General features: G+C 64.8%; 25 protein-coding genes. 9 read left to right on the forward strand and 16 right to left on the reverse strand.

What is annotated here, in order from left to right; genetic code table 11:
• Positions 1-70 precede the first annotated feature (70 nt).
• From C476_RS06190 to C476_RS06240, 12 genes are all read right to left on the reverse strand, one after another.
• Positions 71-1,201, reverse strand: a complete 1,131-nt coding sequence (locus C476_RS06190) for a guanosine monophosphate reductase (RefSeq protein WP_008010959.1) — start codon at positions 1,199-1,201, stop codon at positions 71-73.
• Positions 1,202-1,289: 88 nt separating this feature from the next.
• Entirely contained in the window at positions 1,290-1,763 is a 474-nt protein-coding gene (locus C476_RS06195) for a DUF7384 family protein (RefSeq protein ID WP_008010961.1), read from the reverse strand.
• A gap of 140 nt (positions 1,764-1,903) precedes the next feature.
• Entirely contained in the window at positions 1,904-3,010 is a 1,107-nt protein-coding gene (locus C476_RS06200; protein WP_008010963.1) for a putative sulfate/molybdate transporter, read from the reverse strand.
• Positions 3,011-3,238: 228 nt separating this feature from the next.
• Complete coding sequence (rpsJ, locus tag C476_RS06205) at positions 3,239-3,547, reverse strand: 30S ribosomal protein S10 (protein ID WP_004215311.1); 309 nt, start codon at positions 3,545-3,547, stop codon at positions 3,239-3,241.
• Positions 3,548-4,810 carry a translation elongation factor EF-1 subunit alpha gene (tuf, locus tag C476_RS06210; protein ID WP_008011008.1) on the reverse strand — a complete coding sequence of 421 codons (1,263 nt, stop codon included), beginning with the start codon at positions 4,808-4,810 and terminating at the stop codon, positions 3,548-3,550.
• A gap of 374 nt (positions 4,811-5,184) precedes the next feature.
• A complete protein-coding gene (locus C476_RS06215; RefSeq protein WP_008011010.1) occupies positions 5,185-6,132 on the reverse strand; it encodes a homoserine dehydrogenase in 948 nt (315 codons plus the stop codon).
• Positions 6,129-6,701, reverse strand: a complete 573-nt coding sequence (locus tag C476_RS06220; RefSeq protein ID WP_008011012.1) for a hypothetical protein — start codon at positions 6,699-6,701, stop codon at positions 6,129-6,131. The genes C476_RS06215 and C476_RS06220 overlap by 4 nt, the downstream gene beginning before the upstream one ends.
• A gap of 185 nt (positions 6,702-6,886) precedes the next feature.
• Positions 6,887-7,882 (reverse strand): sulfite exporter TauE/SafE family protein, encoded by a 996-nt coding sequence (locus C476_RS06225; protein ID WP_008011014.1) that lies wholly within the window; start codon positions 7,880-7,882, stop codon positions 6,887-6,889.
• 8 nt (positions 7,883-7,890) lie between these two features.
• Entirely contained in the window at positions 7,891-8,040 is a 150-nt protein-coding gene (locus tag C476_RS18890; protein WP_008011016.1) for a DUF7512 family protein, read from the reverse strand.
• A gap of 539 nt (positions 8,041-8,579) precedes the next feature.
• Entirely contained in the window at positions 8,580-8,945 is a 366-nt protein-coding gene (locus C476_RS06230) for a NifU family protein (RefSeq protein WP_008011018.1), read from the reverse strand.
• Between the two features lie 60 nt (positions 8,946-9,005).
• A complete protein-coding gene (locus tag C476_RS06235) occupies positions 9,006-10,442 on the reverse strand; it encodes an LVIVD repeat-containing protein (RefSeq protein WP_008011021.1) in 1,437 nt (478 codons plus the stop codon).
• A 77-nt stretch (positions 10,443-10,519) separates the two neighbouring features.
• A complete protein-coding gene (locus C476_RS06240) occupies positions 10,520-11,497 on the reverse strand; it encodes an ROK family protein (protein WP_008011024.1) in 978 nt (325 codons plus the stop codon).
• 153 nt (positions 11,498-11,650) lie between these two features.
• Between C476_RS06240 and C476_RS06245 the strand changes: the two genes are divergently transcribed.
• Positions 11,651-12,085 carry a hypothetical protein gene (locus C476_RS06245; protein ID WP_008011026.1) on the forward strand — a complete coding sequence of 145 codons (435 nt, stop codon included), beginning with the start codon at positions 11,651-11,653 and terminating at the stop codon, positions 12,083-12,085.
• A 209-nt stretch (positions 12,086-12,294) separates the two neighbouring features.
• Here C476_RS06245 and C476_RS06250 read toward each other — a convergent pair whose 3' ends face one another.
• Positions 12,295-12,759, reverse strand: coding sequence for a universal stress protein (locus C476_RS06250; RefSeq protein WP_008011028.1), 465 nt, complete (start codon positions 12,757-12,759; stop codon positions 12,295-12,297).
• Positions 12,760-12,887: 128 nt separating this feature from the next.
• The gene (locus tag C476_RS06255; RefSeq protein WP_008011031.1) at positions 12,888-13,355 is read right to left on the reverse strand and encodes a universal stress protein; all 468 of its coding nucleotides are present in this window, start codon (positions 13,353-13,355) and stop codon (positions 12,888-12,890) included.
• Positions 13,356-13,485: 130 nt separating this feature from the next.
• On the opposite strand from C476_RS06255, the gene C476_RS06260 reads away from it, so the two are divergent.
• The 7 genes from C476_RS06260 (at position 13,486) to C476_RS06290 (ending at position 18,312) form a co-directional block, all read left to right on the forward strand.
• Positions 13,486-14,226 (forward strand): SDR family oxidoreductase, encoded by a 741-nt coding sequence (locus C476_RS06260; protein ID WP_008011032.1) that lies wholly within the window; start codon positions 13,486-13,488, stop codon positions 14,224-14,226.
• Positions 14,227-14,297: 71 nt separating this feature from the next.
• Complete coding sequence (locus C476_RS06265) at positions 14,298-14,990, forward strand: YqjF family protein (RefSeq protein ID WP_049911624.1); 693 nt, start codon at positions 14,298-14,300, stop codon at positions 14,988-14,990.
• A gap of 137 nt (positions 14,991-15,127) precedes the next feature.
• Positions 15,128-15,616: an MOSC domain-containing protein gene (locus C476_RS06270; protein ID WP_008011035.1), complete on the forward strand. Its 489-nt coding sequence runs from the start codon at positions 15,128-15,130 to the stop codon at positions 15,614-15,616.
• Between the two features lie 280 nt (positions 15,617-15,896).
• The gene (locus C476_RS06275) at positions 15,897-16,694 is read left to right on the forward strand and encodes a YqcI/YcgG family protein (RefSeq protein ID WP_008011036.1); all 798 of its coding nucleotides are present in this window, start codon (positions 15,897-15,899) and stop codon (positions 16,692-16,694) included.
• Entirely contained in the window at positions 16,691-17,284 is a 594-nt protein-coding gene (locus C476_RS06280; protein ID WP_008011038.1) for a cysteine hydrolase family protein, read from the forward strand. Before C476_RS06275 ends, C476_RS06280 begins: the two co-directional genes overlap by 4 nt.
• A 76-nt stretch (positions 17,285-17,360) precedes the next feature.
• On the forward strand, positions 17,361-17,828 hold the full coding sequence (locus C476_RS06285) for a phosphopantetheine adenylyltransferase (RefSeq protein ID WP_049911640.1): 468 nt from the start codon (positions 17,361-17,363) through the stop codon (positions 17,826-17,828).
• A gap of 73 nt (positions 17,829-17,901) precedes the next feature.
• Complete coding sequence (locus tag C476_RS06290) at positions 17,902-18,312, forward strand: hypothetical protein (protein WP_008011045.1); 411 nt, start codon at positions 17,902-17,904, stop codon at positions 18,310-18,312.
• Between the two features lie 23 nt (positions 18,313-18,335).
• Here C476_RS06290 and C476_RS06295 read toward each other — a convergent pair whose 3' ends face one another.
• On the reverse strand, positions 18,336-18,797 hold the full coding sequence (locus C476_RS06295) for a universal stress protein (RefSeq protein ID WP_008011047.1): 462 nt from the start codon (positions 18,795-18,797) through the stop codon (positions 18,336-18,338).
• Between the two features lie 104 nt (positions 18,798-18,901).
• Positions 18,902-19,699 carry a ZIP family metal transporter gene (locus C476_RS06300; protein WP_008011048.1) on the reverse strand — a complete coding sequence of 266 codons (798 nt, stop codon included), beginning with the start codon at positions 19,697-19,699 and terminating at the stop codon, positions 18,902-18,904.
• 191 nt (positions 19,700-19,890) lie between these two features.
• On the opposite strand from C476_RS06300, the gene C476_RS06305 reads away from it, so the two are divergent.
• On the forward strand, positions 19,891-21,531 hold the full coding sequence (locus C476_RS06305) for a potassium channel family protein (RefSeq protein WP_008011049.1): 1,641 nt from the start codon (positions 19,891-19,893) through the stop codon (positions 21,529-21,531).

Below are 21,531 nucleotides of genomic sequence, written 5' to 3' on the forward strand. Positions count from 1 at the left end.
CCTGTCAGTCAGTGCCGGCCGGCCGCGACCGTCCTGCGGGCCCACCGGGACATCGGGACAGCAGCCCGTATCAGTCGTCTTCGGCTGACGCGTCCGCAACGGTCGCCCCCTCTGACTCAGTCGTCTCGCCGTCGACGGCCCGACCCGTGCTGTCGACGCTGACGCCCTCCCAGTCGTGATCTGCGTGATAGCCCTCGCGTGCTTTCGCGCTCGGGGCAACACGGATGAACTCCGCGTTCTCGCGGGCCGCAGGGATCGTCACCCCGCCACAGTAGGAAAGCCCCGACTGAATGCCGGCACAAAACTCCGTGACGACGTCCTCGAGCGGTCCCTTGTACGGTGTCAGTGCTTCGACGCCCTCGTCGGCGCGCACGTCGACATCTTTGTCGTCGCGCTTTTCGGCGGCGATCGTCGTCGCCATCCCCCGCGAGCGCTTGTATCGCGTCCCGTCGACTTCGACGACTGCGCCGGGCGATTCCTCGGTGCCGGCGAGGAGACTTCCGACCATCACGGTGTCGGCTCCCGCCATCAGCGCCTTCACCGCATCGCCGGAGGTACGGATCCCGCCGTCGGCACAGATCGTCACACCGAGATCTTCGGCGGCGTCTGCACAGTCGTCGACGGCAGTCAGCTGTGGGACGCCCGCACCGGCAACCTTCCGGGTGGTACAGTGCGAGCCCGGCCCGATGCCGACTTTCACGCAGTCGGCTCCCGCCGCCGCGAGGTCTTCGACACCCGCCGGTGTCGCGACGTTACCGGCGACGAGATCGGTCTCCGGAAACGCCGATCGAAGCCGTTCGACGGCTTCGAGCGCACCCTCGAGGTGGCCGTGGGCGACGTCGACCACGAGCGCGTCGACGCCGGCTGCGACCAGCGAATCGGCACGAGAAACGTAGTCCTCGTTGATACCGACGGCTGCGGCGACTCGTTCGCCGGTGTCGACCACCTGCTCGACCTGCCTGGCCTGTTCGTCCGGTGTGAAAAAGCGATGGAGGACGCCGAGCCCGCCGGCACGCGAGAGTTCGGCGGCTAGCTCGGCCTCCGTGACGGTGTCCATCGCAGCAGCGACCAGCGGAGTCTCGAGTTCGATACCTGGCGTAAACGACGTCGAGAGATCCACGTCGCGTCGACTTTCGACTGGCGAGCGCTTCGGGACGAGAAGCACGTCACCGTAGCTCAACCCGGTGCGAAGATCGTTCATGACCCCCTCTCGTTTAGGGGTCGCGCCGGATAAGGGTCTCGCCGGTTTCTCAGGGCGTGCGACCGCCGCTTTCCGTCCAAAACTGCGATTACGCTCGTGGATCCCGATCGGGGCCCGGATACGCGCCGCCTTCGACGACGTCGTAGAGACTTTCGGGATCGAAGAGCTGCGCGAACGCGTCCGGCGGTCGAACGCTGACGGAGACGCGAGGCTGGAGCGTCAGGCCGGCTTTCGCCGAGCGAAGCCGCTCGTCGTACGAGAGGAGATGCGCCGCGTTACCTCGATAGGCAGACGCCAGCGCAGGGTGATCGCCCTCGGGCTGGTCGACCGCGACGCGTTCGGCCTCGAGTCGCGCTCGGTGATCGGCTGCGAGGTCGGCGTCGGCAAGCCGCGTGACGAGGCGTTCGGTCTGGTCGAGCAGCGGATCGCTCGCGACCAACTCGACCCACGAATGGCGACGGACGTGATCCAGCGCCTCGCGGGCGGCACCACCGACGAGCAGATCCGCCGCCAGCACGTCGGCGTCCGCGACGACGCGGGCCGGGTTCGGCTGCTCAGCCATCCTCGTCCTCTCGCAGCGTCTCGAGTTCACCTCGCACGGCCTCGAGGTCACCGTCGTACTCCGCCCCGCGATCGAACAGCTCGGCCCAACTCGGTGGCATCGGTGGCGATTGGGGCTGCGGGCTCAAAGATCGTCCGGCTTCACTCGCGTTGTCGCGAGAGCACCCAGAACACGACCGTTCCGAGGGCGAACGCAACGCCGACGTTGATGGCCAGCCCAACGACGCCGACCCCCGCGACGACTGCGAGCGAACGGGCGTCGGCAACGGGCTCGAACGCCGCGCGAGCGAGCTCGAGGGCCACGACGACGAGCAACACGCCAAGGATCGCCATCGGGAACGCGGCGAGGACGGCCCCGGCGGCGACGAGCGCGAGCGCGAGATAGCCGACCCCCAGCAGGACGTTCGCGCCGCCGGTTCGCGCGCCGAAGGCGTACTTGCCGGCGAGGCCGCCGCTGCCGTGACACATCGGGACGCCACCGAACGGGACCGCCGCAAGGCAGGTAATACCCATACTCGTCGAGAGCGTATCCGCCGAAATCTCCCGGTCGTAGAGATCGCCACAGAGCAGGGCCGTTGCGATCGCGGCGTTGCCGATCGTCATGCCGAGTTGTGCGACGGTTCCCTCGAGTGCGGCCGCACTGATCGACGGCGGGCCAGCGGGAAAGACGGCGAGCGTCGGCACTGTCGGCGTCGGAGCGCCGGCGGTCGCGACGGCAACGACGCCACCGAGTCCGAGGACGACCAGCACGCTCGCTCCACGGTAGCCCACGAGTGCGAGGAGGCCGACGACGGCCAACCCGGCGACCGCAACAGGGGGGTTATCCAGCGAGAGGTCGATAGCCGCCTCAAGCAAGAGCAGGGCCACGGCGAGTTGGACACCGCGGATGACCGGCTCGCCGACGACCCGCTGGAGCCGGCCGACAAGCCCGAGTTGTCCCACCGTGAGCAAGACGCCGCCAGCGAGCAATCCGGCGGCGGCGAGTTCGGCGTCGGGTAGCGTCCCGACGATCGCTAGCCCGATCAGTGCTTTCATCGGCTCGACAGAAAGCGGCAGGCCGTAGTAGACACCCCAGACGATCTGGAAGACGCCGAAACCGACCAGCACGTGGGGAAGCGAGACAGTGGTCGTCGCTCCCAGTGCAACCAACAGCGGCAGCACCGTAACCGAATCACCTAGCGCACCCGTGAGTTCGTTCGTTGTAAACTCGAGATCGGTATCGGCCGGTAATTCGACGGCATATGCCATCAGTCACCGATATGCACGGGCCGAACTTGACTATTGGCAGTAACGAGACTTGGTTTCGTTCTATGGTTTCTGTCACCAGATCTGATTACGGCCGCTCGGTTCGGGCGTGATGGACACGGATGTCGAAACCCGGCGTGTTCTGGACAAGAACCACTTCCGTACCGATGGCTACCCGAGATCGACGGTCGCAAAAACGGAAAGCACTCGAACTCGAGTCGCGATCAGTCCTTAGTCTTCGAGGACGATCTCGATCGAGACGTCGTTTGGCACCTGAATGCGCATGAGCTGGCGGAGTGCGCGTTCGTCGGCGTCCAGATCGATCAGGCGCTTGTGGACGCGCATCTCCCAGTGCTCCCACGTCGCAGTGCCTTCGCCATCAGGCGACTTCCGGGTCGGCACCTCGAGCGTTTTCGTCGGCAGCGGGATGGGTCCGCTCAGGTTGACGCCGGTGTTGTTCGCGATCTCGCGGACATCGTCGCAGATGTCGTCTAAGTCGTCGGGACTCGTGCCCGCGAGTCGAACGCGTGCCTGCTGCATTTATTTCTCGTTGACGTCGAGGACCTTGCCGGCCGCGATGGTCTGACCCATGTCGCGGATGGCGAAGCTCCCGAGTTCTGGGATCTCGCTGGATGGCTCGATGCTGAGGGGCTTTTGCGGTCGGATGGTGACCACAGCAGCGTCACCCGCCTGGATGAAGTCGGGGTTCTCCTCGGCGACCTCGCCGCTCGAGGGGTCCATTTTCTTGTCGATGGACTCGATCGTACACGCAACCTGTGCGGTGTGGGCGTGGAAGACCGGCGTGTAGCCGGCGGTGATGACCGAGGGGTGCTGCATGACGACGACCTGTGCCTGGAACGTCTCGGCGACGCTTGGCGGCTCGTCTGCAGGACCACAGACGTCACCACGGCGGATGTCGTCCTTGCCGATGCCGCGGACGTTGAATCCGACGTTGTCACCGGGTTCGGCCTTGGGCACCTCTTCGTGGTGCATCTCGATCGTCTTCACTTCGCCGCCCACGTCAGAGGGCTGGAAGGAGACGTTGTCGCCGACGTTCATGACACCAGTCTCGATACGTCCGACGGGGACGGTACCGATACCGGAGATCGTGTAAACGTCCTGGATGGGGAGTCGGAGCGGCGCGTCCGTCGGTGGCTCCGGCTCTGGCAGGTCGTTGAGTGCCTCGAGGAGGATTTCGCCGTCGTACCACGGCGTGTTGTCGGACTCCTCGGCGATGTTGTCGCCCTCGAACGCCGAGATCGGGATGAACGAGGCGTCGTCCGTGTTGAACTGGACCTGCTTGAGGAGCTGGTTGACTTCCTCGACGACCTCGTCGTAGGTCGACTCCTTGTAGTCGACGACGTCCATCTTGTTGATGCCGATGATGAGCTCGTCGATACCGAGGGTACGAGCCAGGAAGACGTGCTCCTGGGTCTGGGGCGCGACACCGTCGTCAGCGGCGACGACGAGGACGGCGTTGTCCGCCTGGGATGCGCCCGTGATCATGTTCTTCACGAAGTCGCGGTGGCCGGGACAGTCGACGATGGTGAAGTCGTAGGCGTCCGTCGAGAACTCCTGGTGTGCGATGTCGATGGTGACACCACGCTCTCGCTCTTCAGCGAGGTTGTCCATGACGTAGGCGAACTCGAAGCCACCTTTGCCCTTCTCTTCTGCTTCTTCGCGGTGCTGTTCGATGACGTGCTCTGGTACGCTCCCCGTCTCGTAGAGGAGTCGTCCCACGAGCGTACTCTTCCCGTGGTCAACGTGGCCGATGATAGCCAGATTCTGGTGTTGTTCGCTCATTGTTGTAGCTCACGCGCAGAGGCGCTTATATCGGTCTCTTTCGCCCGTTGCGGTTAAAACCATTTCGAAAGCGTATTCAGCCGATCCCGACGCCGTCTTGCGGTTTGGCTAGCATTCACACGCCACTGAACGTTCGATTGCCGACGACAGCGGGTCGCTATCGTAACGACTGATGCGGGCTGTTGTCCCGATGTCCCGGTGGGCCCGCAGTGCGGGTCGCGGCCGGCCGGCACTGACTGACAGGAGTCCGTATGAAACGCGTGACATACCGACACAGGGCTGTGGTACGATCGGTACAACTCGTCTCGTCCGACTGGTAACAACCGGTAGTGAAGCCAGGGTGCCACCAGCAGAAAAGGAACGTCGTAATCGCGTTACAGCGGTGGGAGTCGACCGACGTCGGAGAGCACCGCCGTCGCCGTCTCCGGGCCGCCAGCTCCGCGACCGCTCGTGTGGAGCGAGCCGGCGTGTCGCGTCTCGATCTGGACGATGTTTCGCGTTCCCGTCACTGCGAGCGCACTGTTTTCGGGGACGAGCCGCGGACCGACGCGGACGCCGTCGCGGGTCGCCTCGCCGATAAGCCGGATCGTGCGGCCGTCCTCGGCGGCGAGATCGAGCGCGCTGCCCGGAATGTTCTGAATACCTTCGACCGTCGCGTCCTCGAGCGCGAACCCGCCGTCAGACAGCACGTTCGCGAGGATGACGAACTTCAGGGCGGCGTCGGTGCCGTCGACGTCGAAGGTGGGGTCGGCCTCGGCGACGCCGAGATCCTGGGCTTCGGCGAGGACGTGCTCGTAGTCGAGTCCCTCGGCGGCCATCCGCGTGAGGATGAAGTTCGCGGTGCCGTTCAAGACGCCTCGGACCGCGGTGACGGCTTCTGGCGTACTGTCTTCGATCGTCGAGAGGATTGGAATCGCACCGCCGACGGTCGCCTCGAAGCGAATCGAACCTGCGCTCTCGGCCTCGAGCGCGCGTAACTCTTCGTAGCGTTCGGCGACCGGGCCCTTGTTCGCCAGCACGGCGTGGCGGTCGGCCTCGAGCGCGCGCTGGACGTGGGAGAAGCCGGGTTCGGCGTCGCCGAGCGTCGTCGGAGTCGCCTCGACTAACACGTCGTAGTCGGTGTCGAAGACGTCCTCGGGATCGGCAGTGCCGACGGCTTCGCCGCCGACCTTGCGCTCGAGGACAGATTCGACGGCGATGCCATCCGGATCGACCGCGGCGTGACTCGAGTCGGCGAGCGCGACGACGTCGTGGCCGTATTCGCCGGCGAGGTCGGCGACCGAGCGGCCGACGTCACCGGCACCGAGAATGGCGAGTTTCATGCGGCATCACCTGCGAGCAGTGGTTCGACGACAGTCAGATCCTTGTCCGTCCCGATCGTGCGGATGGTCTCCAGTGCCTCCGTGGAGCGCCCGGAGTTGATCGCGAGTCGCGCGCGGGCGCTCGCGACGCCGTCGGTGCCCTCGGGCGACGTCAGTGAGAGATCTTGCACGATGGCGTCGGCCTCGTCTTCGATTCGCGAGAGGGTATTCGAGAGGTCGGTCTCGACTAAGTGGCCGATTAGTACGACACTGATCTCCTCGCCGTAGTGTTCTTCGCCGGCCTGAATGACGTTGATACCGGCGTCACGAAGCGCCTCGACGATGCCGTCGAACCGGTCGGGGGGACACTCCATGTCGACCTCGACGGGGATGTGGCCGCGAGGCGTGATGTTGCCGCGTTCGTGGTGGATACTCAGCAGATTGCCGCCGTTGTCGGCGATTGGTGCGAGTGCGCTCAGTAACTCGCCGGGTTCGTCGACGAGCTCGAGCCGGACGGTATAGGCGCGGACGCCACCGTCGGTCTCGGCGTCGGGGTCGTCCTCGTCGCTGGACGCGGGTACGTTACCCATCGTCGTCACCTCCTGCCTGCGGACGGTTACTCATCATGGTGTACGAGTCCGTAACGGGCGCATAAAAGGATATAGGACTTCCCAACGCTCACCGACTGTCAACGAGGGACATGGCCTGCTCCCGCGCTCGGACGATTGCTGTCACGAGTTTCCGGAACACCGGAACCCACTGACAGCAGACCGTCTCAGTCTGCGGCGTGGACCGATTCGGCAGGTTCGTCTTCGCGGATACTCTGGATACTTGCCCAGATGACCGCGGCGCTGACCAGCAGAGCCGAGCCGAAGATGAGCACCTGACTCAACTGGTTGAAAATCCCCATGTCGTAGGCGTTTCCGAGGTTCCGGCTGGCCACCGCGGCCGATCCCGCGAGCAGCATCGCGGCGAAGTACTCGGTGATGTCGTCTTCGTCGACCAGCGCCGTTGCGCCAGCACCGATGCGAGCGCCCATCGCACTCCCCGCGAGCAGCGGCAGGACGATCGTCAGGTCAAGCGCACCGGACTGGGCGTAGGTGAACGCGCCGAACGCACCGGAGGCCGTGATCTGGAACACGTCGGTCCCGACCGCGACCGCAGCGGGAACGCCCAGCCCGTACATCATCGCGGGCATCAGCAGGAAGCCGCCGCCGACGCCGAGGAAGCCCGAAAGGATGCCGATGGCAAACGCCATCGCGAGCGTCACCCACAGCGACACTTTGGTTCCGCCTTTGATCGAGATCATCGGCGGAATCTTGATCGACTGGAATTTCTCGGCGAGGGCGGACCCCTCGTCGTCGTCCGCGCTCTCCGTGCGGGCGTCTCGCAACATGAGCAGCCCGACGATCGCCAGCAAGCCGATATACGAAACACTCACCACGAGGTCAGCGAAGCCGAGTGCTTTCAGGTAGTAGACGACCCCCTTTCCGACTTCGATGCCGGCGGTCATCCCCACGATGAACATCAGGCCGAGTTTGTAGTCGACCTGTCCGTGGTCGCGGTGGCGAAGCGCCGCGATCACCGAGGTCCCGAAGACGAACGCGAGGCCGCTCCCGACTGCAGTCGTCGAATCGTACCCCATCACAAGCAGTGCGGGCGTGACGAGGAACGATCCGCCCATCCCGAAGAACCCGAACAGAGTCCCGATGAGCAGCCCGAAACTGACGAACAGGCCGAGTTGCCCTGCTGCGATCCCGAACAACTCCATTGCCATGATTAGTTCCCCCCGAGAGCGCTTTTGAGCGGCTCACTTAGCGCCGTCGTGAGCGCACCATACACGACGTACAGCACCATCGCTTCGACGAGGACGGCACCGACGCCTGTGACGGCCTGTCCAGTCGCGCCCATCGATTCGAGCCCGATCATTGTTCGATCACTCTGCTATCGCATTCGCGTGTCGGTTGCATCGATAGCGACGTCTCATCCGATCCTGGTTTAATAGCCTTGTGGAGATCGTGCAAGATAGAATACGCATGGGTTCATTATCACGTCGTATGGGATTTTCATAACTTATCGTCGCTGAGGCTCGCGCCCGGCCTGGTGATATTTGCCTCTATCTATGACAAAACTCGCTCGCGCGCAGCCCATGTACCTCCACGAATCCAGCCGTATACGGCTGGAACTCTCGATTGTCGCTTCTACGGACTACTGACAGTTGTTTCCGGCGCAGCCTCGATCCGCCACGATCGATCCCAGGACGCAGTGACAGCAGTCACATCACGGGTGTCATACGGTCTGCGGTACCGATGTCCCGGCGTATCCGCAGGACGGGTCACGGAGACGCCAGAACTGACTTCCAGTAGTCCGTATCAGGCCTCGCCACCGGGGATAACTCGTCCTCTTCGAGGGGCCACCACCCGCTCGAGCTTCCCGGTCAACGATCACCGGCGTCGAAAAGTGCGCGCTTAGAGATGATCCTTTCCTGGGTTCGATGACCCCCAGTCGCCGCGGCCGCCTTCGGTTCGGTCGATCCCCATGATCGACTCGGGCTGGTCGGGGCCACCGAGGCTGTCGCGGGCGTCGGGGACTCGAACCGTTATCTCGTCGATCTCGGGCCAGGTGAGCAGTTCGGCCTCGATGTTGCCCGTCGTCACGTTGCTGACCGAACAGCCCTTACAGCCGCCACCGAGTTCGATGATTACCTCGCCGGTCTCCGGATCGGCTGCGCGCACCGCGCTGGTCCCGCCATGCATCTGAATGATCGGCATTTCGCGTGTCAGCCATTTCTCGACACGCTCTCGCAGCGACGGCTCGGTCTCTGAGTCACTCATAAATCAGGCTAAGTGCTCGAACGGGGAATAAGTTCGGTCACGCTGCCGAAATCAGTCGAATTAATCCTGAACGTTTCTGCGGTGTCGGCGCAGCCACTCGAGTGCAACGCTGCCACCGACGAGCCCGGCAACGCCGGTGAAACCCGGGCTCGAATCAGTGGCATCAGATTCGTTCCGACTCGTTTCGTTCGCGTCGTTGTCCCCGAGCCACTTGGCGGGTGGTTGCAGTGACGGCGGATCGGCCTGCGTACCGGCCTCGGCCGGGAAGGTGTAGAGTGCACCCTCGAGCGACGTGTTCGGAATCGCCGCCGTGCTCGAGGCGATGAACGTTTCGCCCGGGTCGACAACCCGTGCGGTCCAGAACCCCGTTTCGGCCGGGTTGCGCCACCAGGCGAGCCGCTCGGGAGAAGTGGGATCGGACACGTCGTGGATCTGCACACCGGCACGGTACCACGCCGAGTAGAGTCGGCCGCCGCGTAGCTCGAAGTTGTGCGAGGTCGTCCAGGTCCCGCCGCGATAGGATTCGTCGGCCGTCCGCGGGGCGTCGATCGATCCTCGGTGGACCGGCTCGGTCGGATCGCTTACGTCGTAGAGGTCAATCCCGCCTGGATGGTCGGGGTCGGCCCCGCCAGTCGCCCACGCCTCCCGGCCGACCGCCAACAGGTCGCCATCGTCGTCGACCGCCGCGTAGTGATCGTTCCCGGGCAACCCGTAGACGCCATCTCGAAAGTCGTCGATCTCGCGTTGGGCCTCGAGTGTCGTGTCTGCGACGTGGGAGATGACCGAGGGATCGGCCGACTCGCTGACGTCGAGTATGTAGGTTCCGGCGTTCCAGCAGGGGAGGTAGGCCGTCCCATCGTGGACGTAGACGTCGTGGAGATAGCGCCCGAGCCAGTGGACATCACGCCAGCCAGGCTCGTGGTCCAGCAGCGACCAGTCTCCGATCCGTGTGATCTCGTCGCCGCCGACATCGACGATCACGAGCCGGTTTTCATTGCGCATGTTCTCGACGAGAAAGAGGTGGTCGTCCTCGAGATAGCAGTTGTGGATATGGAACCCGGTTTCGTAGACACCGGTCGGGTTCGGCTCGGCGGGGTTGCTCACGTCGTACCGTCGGAAGCCCAGAAACAGATCGCTTGTGCCGGCAGTTTCGGCTGGGCCGGCGACGATCAGCCGGTCGTCGTCGATGGTCAGATCGAGGATCTGCGTCAGTGGCGCGCCGTCGATCTCGATGTTGCGTTCCTCGGTGAGGACCGTCGGCTCGGCGGGATCGCTCACGTCGACGACCGCGAACCCGGTGGTCGCGGCGACGTACGCGAGCTTGTTGTCGCCGACGACGGCTTCGGCAGCGCCGGTGATAGGGACCTGTCCGAGCGGCTCGTATGGTTCCTGTTGCTTGGATCTCGCGGCAGCCGATCGGGATGTCACGGCCGTAGACGGCAGGGACAGGCCGAGCCCGGCGACACCGCCCGTCGTGAGGAACGCTCTCCGCTTCATAGGTAGAAAAGCGGAGACAGATACATAGAAGATGGTGTACTCGGCGGCGAACACCGCGACCGAGCCGTGCGATCGAGTCAGCCGCGGAGCCGACGCCGATCCCCGGTTCCCTCGGTCAGGGCGCTGGCGAGTGCCCCTTCGACGACGACGTCGTCGCCGAGTTCGGTGACGTGAATCTCCGGCATGTTCGTCATCACCATCTCCGAGACGCGCTCGCGGATGGGATCGACGACCAGTTCCTCGTTGTGCAACGCGACTGCGCCGCCAAAGGAGACGACGATCGGCGCGAACGCATGGATCACGTTCGTGACGCCGATCGCGTTCCAGTGGGCGAGCTGGTCGATGACGTAGTCGGCCAGTTCGTCCTCGCCGGCGAGATCGAACACGTCTTTTGCGGTGAACTCCGGCCCCTCGAGCGGGAGGTCGGTCGCAATCGTCGGGTCGTCGTCGGCGAGCAGCCGGGCGAAATCGGGGATCGCATTGCCCGAACAGTAGGCCTCCCAGTGACCGTCGTGGCCGCAGCCACAGGTCAGCCGACCGTGGGGGTCGACGACGTAGTGGCCGACTTCGCCGGCGTTGCCGTCCCAGCCGCTGACGATGCGACCGTCCGAGCAGACGCCGGCACCGATCCCCGAGGAGATGGTGATATAGACCATGTCGTCGGGGTTGCTGGCGGCGTGAAACCGCTCGCCGATGACGCCCGCGGTCGTGTCGTTGTGGAGGTAGACGTCATCGCTGTCGATCAGCTTCGAGATCGGGCCGGTCAGCGGGATGCGGTCGATCGAGTCGGGCAGGTTCGCGGGATCGATTACTGCCCCTTCAGCGAGGTCGAACGGTCCGATCGAGCCGATCCCAGCGGCAGTGATCCAGTTGGGATCGATCCCGGCCTCGCTACAGGCACCGCGAAGCGTTCGCAGGACGCCTTCCGTTACGTCGATACCCGTCGGCCCACGCGGCGTCGATCGGCGGCTCACACCGATCCTCGTCCCGTCCGCCTCGGCGACGACGGCCCGGACGTTGGTCGCGCCGAGATCGACGCCCGCATAGTAGACCATGCTACTCTAGAGACGACCGCGACCGTACTTAACTACCCAGATTGTACTCGACGACGAGTATCGATTTCGATACGTTCGAGGCAGACAGTGCATCCTCTCGTCGTCTCGGGTGGCCGGCGACATATGTATGTCACCATGTGGCATATATGCTGTATGGCCACCGACGACTCACGCACCGAGACGGACGTCGAGTCAGACCCGGCGACCGCGCTCTCCGAGACGGAACTCGAGGCCCTCCACGAGGTCGAATTGGGTCTCGAGTGGGCCCAGCGCGCCCAGGGCTGTCTGCTCGAGTTTCACCACGCGACGGGACACGGTATGGATCACCTCTGTCGGGCTGAAGCGCGGCTCAGAGCGGCCGGCCACGACGACCTTGCCGACGTGATTCGCGACGACCTCCTTCCCCACGGCGTCGTCGACGACGACCGCTGGTCCTACGACGTCCTCGAGCACTTCCAAGAGAGTCTGCTGGCCGAAACGCGAGCACTCGAGCAGCGGGTTCGACGGGAGTTGGCCGACGGGAAGCGCCACGTCCGCGAGCACAGACAGGAACGGGAGTGGAAACGACAGGCAGAGAGCGACCACTGATACGGGCTGCTGTCCCGATGTCCCGGTGGGCCCGCAGGACGGTCGCGGCCGGCCGGCACTGACTGACAGGAGTCCGTATGAGTCGAAGTCGAGCATCAGCGCGGGCTGTCACCGACATCGTCGTCAACGGAGCCAGGACCGGCGTCTGCTGGTGTACTGAGAGGGCAAAAAGCGGGATCGATCCGTCCGACAGCGTCAGGTCCGCCGCGTTACTCCATGACGTCGAGGTCGCGGAAGTAGGTGACCGGACAGGGAGCCGAGAGGATGATTTCCTGTGACACAGAGCCGAGAACGGCCTTTTCGGCCGGAGAGCGGCGGCGGCCGCCGACGACCATCCGATCGGCGTCGACGTCGACTGCCATATCGACGACTTTGGAGCTGACTTCGCCGAGTGCGCCTTTGATCTCGTAGTCGACACCTGCCTCCTCGAAGCGCTCGGCGAGTTCCGGCACCGGCGCGCGCTCGGCGGCGACCTCGTCGGGATCGATATCGTCGGCGCGGGCATCGAAGCCGATATCCTCGTGGATGTCCTCGTACTCGTCTTCGGTGAACGCGTGTCCGATCACGACTTTCGCGTCGAGTGGCTCGGCGATCTCGAGGACGGTCTCGGCGAGTTCCGGCGCGCGTACTGTGTCCATCGGTCCGACTGCAAGGAGTACCGTATCGATTGCCATGTCCCCACAGTGGTTGGGCCACCTGCATAAGTATTCTCGTCGATGGAGAGATCCAGAACCGACCACGACCGTTTTAGTGGGGCCAGTACTGGGGATGTACCATCACTATCCTGAGACGGGTCTGATAGCTAGTGGCCGGGAGTCGAGTCATCACTGCGGACGAAGGTGACGGGACACGGTGCCGACAGGAGCACTTGCTGTGCCGTCGAGCCGAAGACGGCTTTCCCGGTCGGTGATCGTCGCCGCCCGCCGACGACGACGCGGTCGGCATCGGTACTCGCCGCGAGGTCGACGATCGACTGGCCGTGATCCCCGACGGCTCCACGGATCTCGTAGTCGATGTCGTGCTCGTCGAAGACGGTTTGTAACTCGCGGATCGTCGAGTGGCGTGCTGCGACCACGTCTGGATCGATCTCCTCGAGGGTGCGATCGAACTCGAGACGCTCGAGGACTTCGTCGTACTCGCTGCTAGTAAAGACGTGGACGAGGACGACGGTGGCGTCGGCGGGCTGTGCGACCGTGAGGACCGCCTCGGCCAGTCGCTCGCTGCGGTCTTCGTCGCCGGGACCGACCGCGAGTAACACCGTGTCTACCATGGGTAGTGAATCGATCCACAGCATCGTAAAGCCGCGGCAGGATGGCGACGGGATCGATGTCGACGGAACCCCGGACAGCCGACACTCCCACGCCGTCACCGTTTTCCACGCTCTTGCCGAGTATCGACGCATGGACGGACCTGATCTCGACGGGAAGACGGTACTCGTGACCGGCAGTGCACGGGGCGTCGGACGCGAACTGCTGCTGGCGACGGCCGACTGCGGCGCGGCGACGGCGGTCCACTATCACACCAGCGCCGACGCGGCCCGCGAGGTGGCCGACCAGGCCCGCGAGCGTGGCGCACCAGCGGCGATGACGGTCCAAGCCGATGTTACCGATCCCGACAGCGTCGACGGCCTCTTCGGGGCCGTGGAGGCCGACCTCGGTGATGTCGACGTGCTGGTCAACAACGTCGGCGACTTCGCGCCTGCCCGCTGGGACGACCTCGCGGTCGAGGAGTGGACCCGCGTCCTCGAGACGAACCTCACCGGAACCTATCTCTGCTCGAAGCGAGCCCTACCCGGGATGCGAGCGCGCGAGTCCGGTCGGATCGTGAACATCGGCTACGCCTCGAGCGAACAGGGACTCGTCAGTCCGAAGAACTTCCCCTACTTCGTCGCGAAGAAAGGCGTGTTGATGTTCACGCGGATGCTCGCGGCGGACACCCAGGACGACGGAATCACGGTCAACGCCATCTCGCCGTACGTCGTCGAGAACTCAGACGAGTTCCCTGACGAGTTACCACGCGATCGGCCCGCGAGCTTCGAGGACCTGATCGCGCCGCTGTATTTTTTCCTCGACCCCGACAGTGACTACATCAGTGGGGAAAACATCGAAGTGGACGGCGGCTGGCTGCCCGAGCAGGTATAGGTTCTGAGCGACGGCTGGCGGTTATCGACGTTTGGCTACAGCGTTTTGCGCCACCCGTCCCTAGCAGTACCATGACACTCCCGATCGCGATGGGCTGGCGACACCTGCTCTTTGCCAACTGGCCGGTCGATCCTGCCGTTGTTGCGGCTCAGCTTCCGGACGACCTCACCGTCGAGACCTACGACGGCCGGGCGTGGCTGTCTGTCGTGCCGTATCTGAACGTCGACGTTCGCCCGCGCGGGCTTCCCGCGGCGGCGGGCGTCGATCTTCCCGAACTCAATCTCCGGACCTACGTCAGTCGTGACGGCGAGCCCGGCGTCTACTTCTTCAGCCTCGACGCAGAGGGTTTCCTCGGGGTCGTCGGGGCACGTCTCTTTCACCGACTGCCCTACTACTACGCCGACATCGAGATCGCCGGGACCGACCGCGGCATCGCGTTTACGAGCGAGCGACGCCATCCGGGCGCTTCGCCGGCGACGTTCGCGGGCACCTACGAGCCGGTCGGCGACTCGTTCGTCCCCGAACCTGGCTCGCTGGCGGCATTTCTCACGGAACACTACCGATACTACACGACGGCTCGAGACGGTACCCTTCGCTACGCCGACATCGACCACGAGCCGTGGACGCTGCGGCCGGCGACGGTCACCATCGAGGCGAACACGCTGTTCGAGGCCAACGGGTTCGACCGGCCTGCCGGATCGCCGGTCTGTTACTACAGTCGTGGCGTCGACATCACGTCGTCGCGAAATCGTCGCTGGGAGTGAGACGGTCTGCTGTCCCGATGTCCCGGTGGGCCCGCAGTGCGGGTCGCGGTCCCACTGGAACTGACTGACAGGAGTCCGTATGAACCGGGCGGCAGGAGAGCGATCGATATTCCTCAGCCGCGGCCGTCGGCTGACCTATGACAGCGACGGGAACGGTCCGGGCGATCCACATCGCGCCGGAACAGGGCGCACCGATGGAACGCGTCGAGCAAGTGACTGCAGTCGCCCGGCGAGGGCTCGAGGGCGATCGCTACTACGCTACCGAGGGGACGTTCGCCGACCGCGAGGGCAGCGATCTCACACTCATCGAGTCCGAAGCGCTCGCGGCGGTCGAACGCGACTACGGGATCGACCTCGAGTCCGGCGTCCATCGTCGGAACCTCACGACTGCGGGGATCGCGCTCAATCATCTGGTCGGCGAGCGGTTTCGGGTCGGCGAGGTCGTCTGCGAGGGGATCGAACTCTGCGAGCCGTGTTCGTACCTCGAGCGCCACCTCGCAAAAGAAGGGATCCGCGAGGCACTGGTTCATCGGGGTGGGCTTCGAGCGCGGCTCCTCGAGGACGGCGTCGTGACGGAGGGCGACAGTATCGAACGTGTCGCCCGGCGTGGAACGACCCGGCGCTGATACCCGTCGTCGAACCGACGGTTTCCGACGCCGGTGCGTTCCGGCCGCGGTGCTACGGAGCACGCTTGCAACTGGCGCGTCGAACGAGACGACCCCACGTCGTAGCGCGCGCGAGCGAACGAGCACCGCGACGGTCGCTCTTCGTCCCGCTTCCCCGCGTCTGATCGGAGAAAAGACATCGTGTTCCGAGCGACGAGAACGAGGAATCCGAAGTATTCGTCGCTACTCCGATCGGCGGAAGCAGAAACTACATTTTCGTGAGGTCGAAGAGATATACACGATGAACGAACCGGGCATCCAGTCGCTGATGGACCAGGAAACGCTCGATCAGCGCGTGCAGGCCGGAGAAACGCCGGAGTGGGTCGCTGATCACTGGCACTCGTTTCGCGACGGACTGCTCGGCGAGCGAAACGAGACGCCGTTCCCCTGCTTTTTCGGCGCTGAATCCGTCCAGAACGGCGAGCCGATCTACACTGCGGTCCCCTCGATGAGCGACGCGGATGCGCTCTTGGGCCTGCGCGATCGGATCCTCGAGTACCTCGAGATCTTCGAGGATCACTCGGAGCGGGCCTCGCTGGTCACCTTCTTCAAGCCGCCCGAAGAACCGCTCTCGGAGGCGGAGTATCACGAGACACTGTGGCATATCCTCCAGACGCTGCACCTCCACGATCCCGAGCCGTGGCCCGAGGACATCCCAACTGATCCCGACGACCCCTACTGGGAGTTCTGTCTCGGCGGCGAGCCCATGTTCCCGACCTGCCGAGCACCGTTCTACGAAAAACGCAAGAGCCGGTACTGTCCGATCGGCCTCGAGATCACGTTCCAGCCGCGCACGCTGTTCGAGAACCTCGACGTGACGGCCGACACCGAGGCCGGCCAACACGCTCGCGAGGTGATTCAGGATCGCCTCGAAGACTACGACGGGGTCTGTCCTCACGCCGATCTCGGTGACTGGGGGGTCGAGGGCGACCGCGAGTGGCACCAGTATATGCTCTCGGAGGACGAGGAGCAAGCGCCGTCGACGTGTCCGATCACGATCACCCGCACGCATCCGAAACCCGGTGCGAAGCTGCCATGAGCGACGATGAGGACGAGGCCGACGGACTGGCTCGAGCCGACGAGCGGCTCGCCGACGCCGCCCTCGTCCTGATCGACCTCCAGCAGGGCTTCGACGACCCCGTCTGGGGCGCGCGCAACAACCCCGACGCAGAAGTGAACGCGACGCGCCTGCTCGAGCACTGGCGCGAGACCGACCGGCCGATCGTCCACGTCCGCCACGACTCGACGGAACCCGACTCGCCGCTTCGAGGCGACCGGCCTGGCTTCGCGTTCAAACCCGAGACGGCACCCATCGAGGGCGAGCCCACGATGGCGAAATCGGTCAACAGCGCGTTCATCGGGACGGACCTCGAAGACTGGCTGCGCGAGCGGGATCTCGAGACGGTCGTCATTGCCGGGCTCACGACGGACCATTGCGTCTCGACGAGCACCCGGATGGCCGAGAACCTCGGCTTCGACCCGATCGTTGTCCGCGACGCGACTGCAACGTTCGATCGCTCCCTCGACGGTGAGACCTTCGACGCGGAGACGGTCCACCGCACCGCGCTCGCCCAGCTCGCAGGCGAGTTCGCTGAGATCGCAACGACCGCCGCGCTCCTCGAGTCCTGATCTGTCGATCGCGATCCACCGCTATCGATCCGCGGGTCGCAGTGCTCTTATGGACCTGCTCGTGGCAGAACCCTGTATGCGAGTCGTCGTCGCAGGCACGTTCGGGCCGCTCCACGACGGTCACCGGTCCCTGTTCGAACACGCGCTCCGGTTCGGCGCAGACGGCGTCGTCGTCGCGTTGACCAGCGATGATCTCGCGACCGAGACGCGCCACGAACCACGACCGATCCCGCCGTTCGACGAGCGAATGGCTGCCGTGACAGACGCCATTGCGGAGCTCGACGAGTGGGATCGCGACGTCGAAATTCGGCGACTCGAGACCGAAGCTGGGATCGCGGCGACCGATCCCGCGATCGACGCGCTGGTGGTCTCCCCCGAGACGGCCCCCGAACTCGAGGACATCAACGACCAGCGGCGTGAGCGGGGCCTCGAACCGCTCTCGGGGATCGTCGCGCCCTACGTCTACGCCGACGACGGCGAGCGGATTTCCTCGACGCGGATCGTCACGGGCGAGATCGACGAACACGGACGGCTGCTCGAGTAGCACCCCACCGTGATCGCTGCTGGCTCCGTCTATGACACAATAGTAATGGATCGGGAGACTGTCGTTTTATATAATGAGTGACGATCGCAGACCGCTGTTGGTCGTGTTGGTGGGCAGCGCGGTGCTCGTGACGGGTGTCCTCCACCTGTCCGTTCTGCCGCGCTATCTGCCCGACGACGTGCTGTTGACCGTGCTGACCCTCGGCGCTGGCTGGGCGACGTACACGCTCGTGTTCTACGCACTCGGACGGGTGGTCGCTGCGCCCGCCGGACAGGAGTTTCCCAATATGCGCGCTGCGGACATCGGAATCGCAGTCTTGCTCGTCTCGCTGCTGCTCTTGTTGGCCTTCGATGCGGTCGGCGTCCCGCTCGAGGGACTCGTCAGTGTCTACGCCCTGCCCGCGCTCGGCATCTACGTCGGCCTCGCGCTGATCGGCTGGTCGATCGGCCGCCGAACGGAAGCGATCAACGAGATCGCCCGGTAGGGCCGGCCGGCCTCCGGAGTCGCTTACGACGCGTCCTCGTCGGAGTGTGCTCCCGATCCAGAGTTTGCGACCAGCACCGGAATCTCGCCGAACCGGACGACGTGATCGGTGACGCTGCCCATCGCCAGCCGGTGGACGCCGCCGCGACCGCGTGTGCCCATGACGATCACGTCGGCGTCGATCTCCCGAGCGTACTCGAGCAGTTCGTCCTCCGGCGGGCCCTCGAGGACTGTGCCGGTGACCTCGAGACCAGCCGCCTCGGCGCGGTCGACGATCGCGTCGACGTGCTCCTGGGCCCGGCCGCGCATCGCGTCTTCGGCGCTTGTCGCGTCACCGGGGAGTCGGAGGTCGCCGAGCGGGCCGGTGTCGGCGACGCAGGCAACGTGGACCGTCGCGTCGTGGACGGTCGCGAGTTCGATGCCGGTCTCAGCGGCGGCCTCGGCGTGGTCGCTGCCGTCGGTCGGAATCAGAATCGTCTCGAACACTGCCCGCCCCTACGGCCAGACGCGTAAAATTCCTGCCGGAACGGGAGACTGTCGGACGGACCGATTCGTTCGGCGCGACCGACGAGCCTGAGAGTCGTGAGCGCTCAGATGAACGCAAGCGGCACCATAACGAGAACGCCGGCGACGATGCCGCCGGCGAGTTCCGGCTTGCCGCCGCTCGGAAGCCGCGCACCGATATCGAGTGCCTCCGGGATGAACTCCGTGAGAACGAGGTAGATCATCGCGCCGGCGGCGAAGCCGAACCCGTAGGGAAGGAACTCGCGAGCGTAGCTGACGAAGCCAAACGCGATGACGGCCCCGAGCGGCTGGGGGAGACTCGAGAAGACGGCCCACCAGACCATCTTCCACTCGGAGACGTTCATCGACCGCAGCGGGATCGAAATCGCCGTTCCCTCGGGGATGTTGTGGATCGAGATTGCGATCGTCATGAACACCGCCAAAAGTGGCACGGTAAAGCCGAGGAGCTCGGCCCCGCCCTCGAGTCCGAGGTCGGCAAAGGAGACGCCGACGGCGATGCCTTCGGGGAAGCTGTGGACGGTCAACACCCCGAGGATGAGCACGAGTTTCTTGAAGTCGGCTTCCTCGTACTGTCGCGGATCGATCTCGGCGTCCATCAGGATATCGTGGGCGACGACGACGAGTGCGACGCCGGCGACCATGCCGACGCCGATCTCGAGGGGCGTCCCTTCGGCCAGCCCCTCATCGATGAGCCCGAACGTCGACGCCGAGAGCATGATGCCCGAGGACAGTCCCCAGAGGACCACGTTGTATCGGTCGCCGATATCGTCGAAGAAGAAAAACGGGAGCGCGCCGAGCCCGGTCGCCAACGCCGTGATGAAGCCGGCAACGAACACCAACACGAGGTTCTCCAGCAGTGCCATCTACCGAAGTATGCGCTCGGCTGTATAAATTAGCGACGATGGCGGCGGCGACTTCGTGGCGTTTCGCTGGGGCCGACTCCGAATGAGTTGCCCGCGTGCCATGGCTGGTTCCCGTCAGCAACCGATGAGCGGGCGATTCTCACCTCGCGTTGTCCGACAGTATCAACAGCCAGCCGCCGAATAGGTCGTGTATGTCTCTGTGGCGCTCACGTCGAACCGGCTACTACATCCTGCTGGTAGCCGTGACCACCATCATCGCCACGTTGCTCTACAACTACGGGATGGCGACCCTGGAGAACCGTCCACAACCGCTCTACCGATCGCTCGAGGTCGTCTTCCAGACGTACACGACGACGGGCTACGGGGAAGACGCACCGTGGAGTACGCTCCAGATGAACCTGCTGGTGATCGTGCTCCAGCTCACCGGGATCGGGCTGATCCTCACCGGGGTCGACATCTTCGCCGTCCCGTGGCTCCGACGCGCCCTCGAGACGACGGCCCCGACGACCGCACCTGACCTTGAGGACCACGTCGTCATCTGTGAGTACACGTCCCGTGGCGAGGCGTTCATCGAGGAACTCGAGTCGCGCGGGCGGGAATACGTCGTCGTCGAACCCGACGAGGAGACGGCGACGGAACTCCACGAGACCGACTATCGAGTCGTCCACGGCGACCCAGAGTCGACGGTGGTCCTCGAGAACGCAGGCATCGAACGGGCGACGGCGGTCGTGGCCGATTCGGCCGACGACACGAACGCGAGTATCGTCCTTTCGGCGCGCGCAGCCAACCCCGACGTGCGGATCGTGACGCTGGTCGAAGAGCAGCGTCTCGGGGAGTACCACCGGATCGCCGGCGCGGACGAGGTGCTTTCGCCCCGTCAGATGCTCGGCGAGAGTCTCGCCCACCGGGTGCCGACGGCCGTGACGACCGCGGTCGACGAGGGGATCGAGATCGGGAACGATCTGGAACTGGTCGAACTGTCGATCGCCGAAGGGAGCGATCTGCATGGTCGGACTGCCGGGGAGATCCAGCTCCGAGAGCAGTTCGGCGTGGACGGTATCGGGGCGTGGTTCGGCGGGACGTTCGAGAGCCCGATCCCGAACGATCGGGAACTCGACACCGAGACGCGCCTGCTCGTCGCGGGGGAACCCGAGCGGATCGACGAACTCCGGGCGGAAGCGACGTCGACGGTGCTGCCGTTCGCGGCCCAGAACGCCATTATCGCCGGCTATGGCGAGTCCGGGGCGGCAGCGGGTGCTGCACTCGAAGCGACGAACACGCGCGTGACCGTCCTCGACACCGTCGAGATGGAGGGGGTCGACGTGGTCGGCGACGCTCGTGACCCGACGACGGTTCGCGAGGCGGGGATCGACGACGCGTCAACGGTGATCGTGACCCTCGACGACGATACGACCGCCATCTTCACGACCCTCATCGTGCGGGATCTGAACCCATCGGTCACGATTGTCGTCCGGGCGAACGACACGGAGAACGTCCAGAAACTGTATCGTGCCGGTGCCGACTACGTCCAGTCGTTGGCGACGGTCAGCGGGCGGATGCTCGCCTCGACCGTGTTCGAAGACGAGGAGGTCCTGGCCGTCGATAGGCAGATCGATGTCGTGAAACTTCCCGCCGGCCGGCTGGCGGAGCAGACGCTCGTCGACGCGACTGTTCGGACTCGGACGGGCTGTACCGTCCTCGCCGTGCGTCGAGATGGCGAGACGATCACGGACTTCGACCCGGCGTCGTTCGTCTTCGACGCCGACGACGAGGTGATCCTCGCGGGAACGGACGACAGCGTTCGATCGTTCGAAGCGCAGTTTCTCGCATGA

Origin of the sequence: Natrinema limicola JCM 13563, assembly GCF_000337475.1 — an archaeon.
In the GTDB taxonomy this organism is placed as follows: Archaea; Halobacteriota; Halobacteria; order Halobacteriales; family Natrialbaceae; genus Natrinema; species Natrinema limicola.

What these genes read in the sequence shown, in the direction of transcription:
- C476_RS06190 (WP_008010959.1), bottom strand. Translation starts at nt 1,201, where the DNA reads ATGAACGATCTTCGCACCGGGTTGAGCTACGGTGACGTGCTTCTCGTC.
- C476_RS06195 (WP_008010961.1), bottom strand. Translation starts at nt 1,763, where the DNA reads ATGGCTGAGCAGCCGAACCCGGCCCGCGTCGTCGCGGACGCCGACGTG.
- C476_RS06200 (WP_008010963.1), bottom strand. Translation starts at nt 3,010, where the DNA reads ATGGCATATGCCGTCGAATTACCGGCCGATACCGATCTCGAGTTTACA.
- rpsJ (WP_004215311.1), bottom strand. Translation starts at nt 3,547, where the DNA reads ATGCAGCAGGCACGCGTTCGACTCGCGGGCACGAGTCCCGACGACTTA.
- tuf (WP_008011008.1), bottom strand. Translation starts at nt 4,810, where the DNA reads ATGAGCGAACAACACCAGAATCTGGCTATCATCGGCCACGTTGACCAC.
- C476_RS06215 (WP_008011010.1), bottom strand. Translation starts at nt 6,132, where the DNA reads ATGAAACTCGCCATTCTCGGTGCCGGTGACGTCGGCCGCTCGGTCGCC.
- C476_RS06220 (WP_008011012.1), bottom strand. Translation starts at nt 6,701, where the DNA reads ATGGGTAACGTACCCGCGTCCAGCGACGAGGACGACCCCGACGCCGAG.
- C476_RS06225 (WP_008011014.1), bottom strand. Translation starts at nt 7,882, where the DNA reads ATGGAGTTGTTCGGGATCGCAGCAGGGCAACTCGGCCTGTTCGTCAGT.
- C476_RS18890 (WP_008011016.1), bottom strand. Translation starts at nt 8,040, where the DNA reads ATGATCGGGCTCGAATCGATGGGCGCGACTGGACAGGCCGTCACAGGC.
- C476_RS06230 (WP_008011018.1), bottom strand. Translation starts at nt 8,945, where the DNA reads ATGAGTGACTCAGAGACCGAGCCGTCGCTGCGAGAGCGTGTCGAGAAA.
- C476_RS06235 (WP_008011021.1), bottom strand. Translation starts at nt 10,442, where the DNA reads ATGAAGCGGAGAGCGTTCCTCACGACGGGCGGTGTCGCCGGGCTCGGC.
- C476_RS06240 (WP_008011024.1), bottom strand. Translation starts at nt 11,497, where the DNA reads ATGGTCTACTATGCGGGCGTCGATCTCGGCGCGACCAACGTCCGGGCC.
- C476_RS06245 (WP_008011026.1), top strand. Translation starts at nt 11,651, where the DNA reads ATGGCCACCGACGACTCACGCACCGAGACGGACGTCGAGTCAGACCCG.
- C476_RS06250 (WP_008011028.1), bottom strand. Translation starts at nt 12,759, where the DNA reads ATGGCAATCGATACGGTACTCCTTGCAGTCGGACCGATGGACACAGTA.
- C476_RS06255 (WP_008011031.1), bottom strand. Translation starts at nt 13,355, where the DNA reads ATGGTAGACACGGTGTTACTCGCGGTCGGTCCCGGCGACGAAGACCGC.
- C476_RS06260 (WP_008011032.1), top strand. Translation starts at nt 13,486, where the DNA reads ATGGACGGACCTGATCTCGACGGGAAGACGGTACTCGTGACCGGCAGT.
- C476_RS06265 (WP_049911624.1), top strand. Translation starts at nt 14,298, where the DNA reads ATGACACTCCCGATCGCGATGGGCTGGCGACACCTGCTCTTTGCCAAC.
- C476_RS06270 (WP_008011035.1), top strand. Translation starts at nt 15,128, where the DNA reads ATGACAGCGACGGGAACGGTCCGGGCGATCCACATCGCGCCGGAACAG.
- C476_RS06275 (WP_008011036.1), top strand. Translation starts at nt 15,897, where the DNA reads ATGAACGAACCGGGCATCCAGTCGCTGATGGACCAGGAAACGCTCGAT.
- C476_RS06280 (WP_008011038.1), top strand. Translation starts at nt 16,691, where the DNA reads ATGAGCGACGATGAGGACGAGGCCGACGGACTGGCTCGAGCCGACGAG.
- C476_RS06285 (WP_049911640.1), top strand. Translation starts at nt 17,361, where the DNA reads ATGCGAGTCGTCGTCGCAGGCACGTTCGGGCCGCTCCACGACGGTCAC.
- C476_RS06290 (WP_008011045.1), top strand. Translation starts at nt 17,902, where the DNA reads ATGAGTGACGATCGCAGACCGCTGTTGGTCGTGTTGGTGGGCAGCGCG.
- C476_RS06300 (WP_008011048.1), bottom strand. Translation starts at nt 19,699, where the DNA reads ATGGCACTGCTGGAGAACCTCGTGTTGGTGTTCGTTGCCGGCTTCATC.
- C476_RS06305 (WP_008011049.1), top strand. Translation starts at nt 19,891, where the DNA reads ATGTCTCTGTGGCGCTCACGTCGAACCGGCTACTACATCCTGCTGGTA.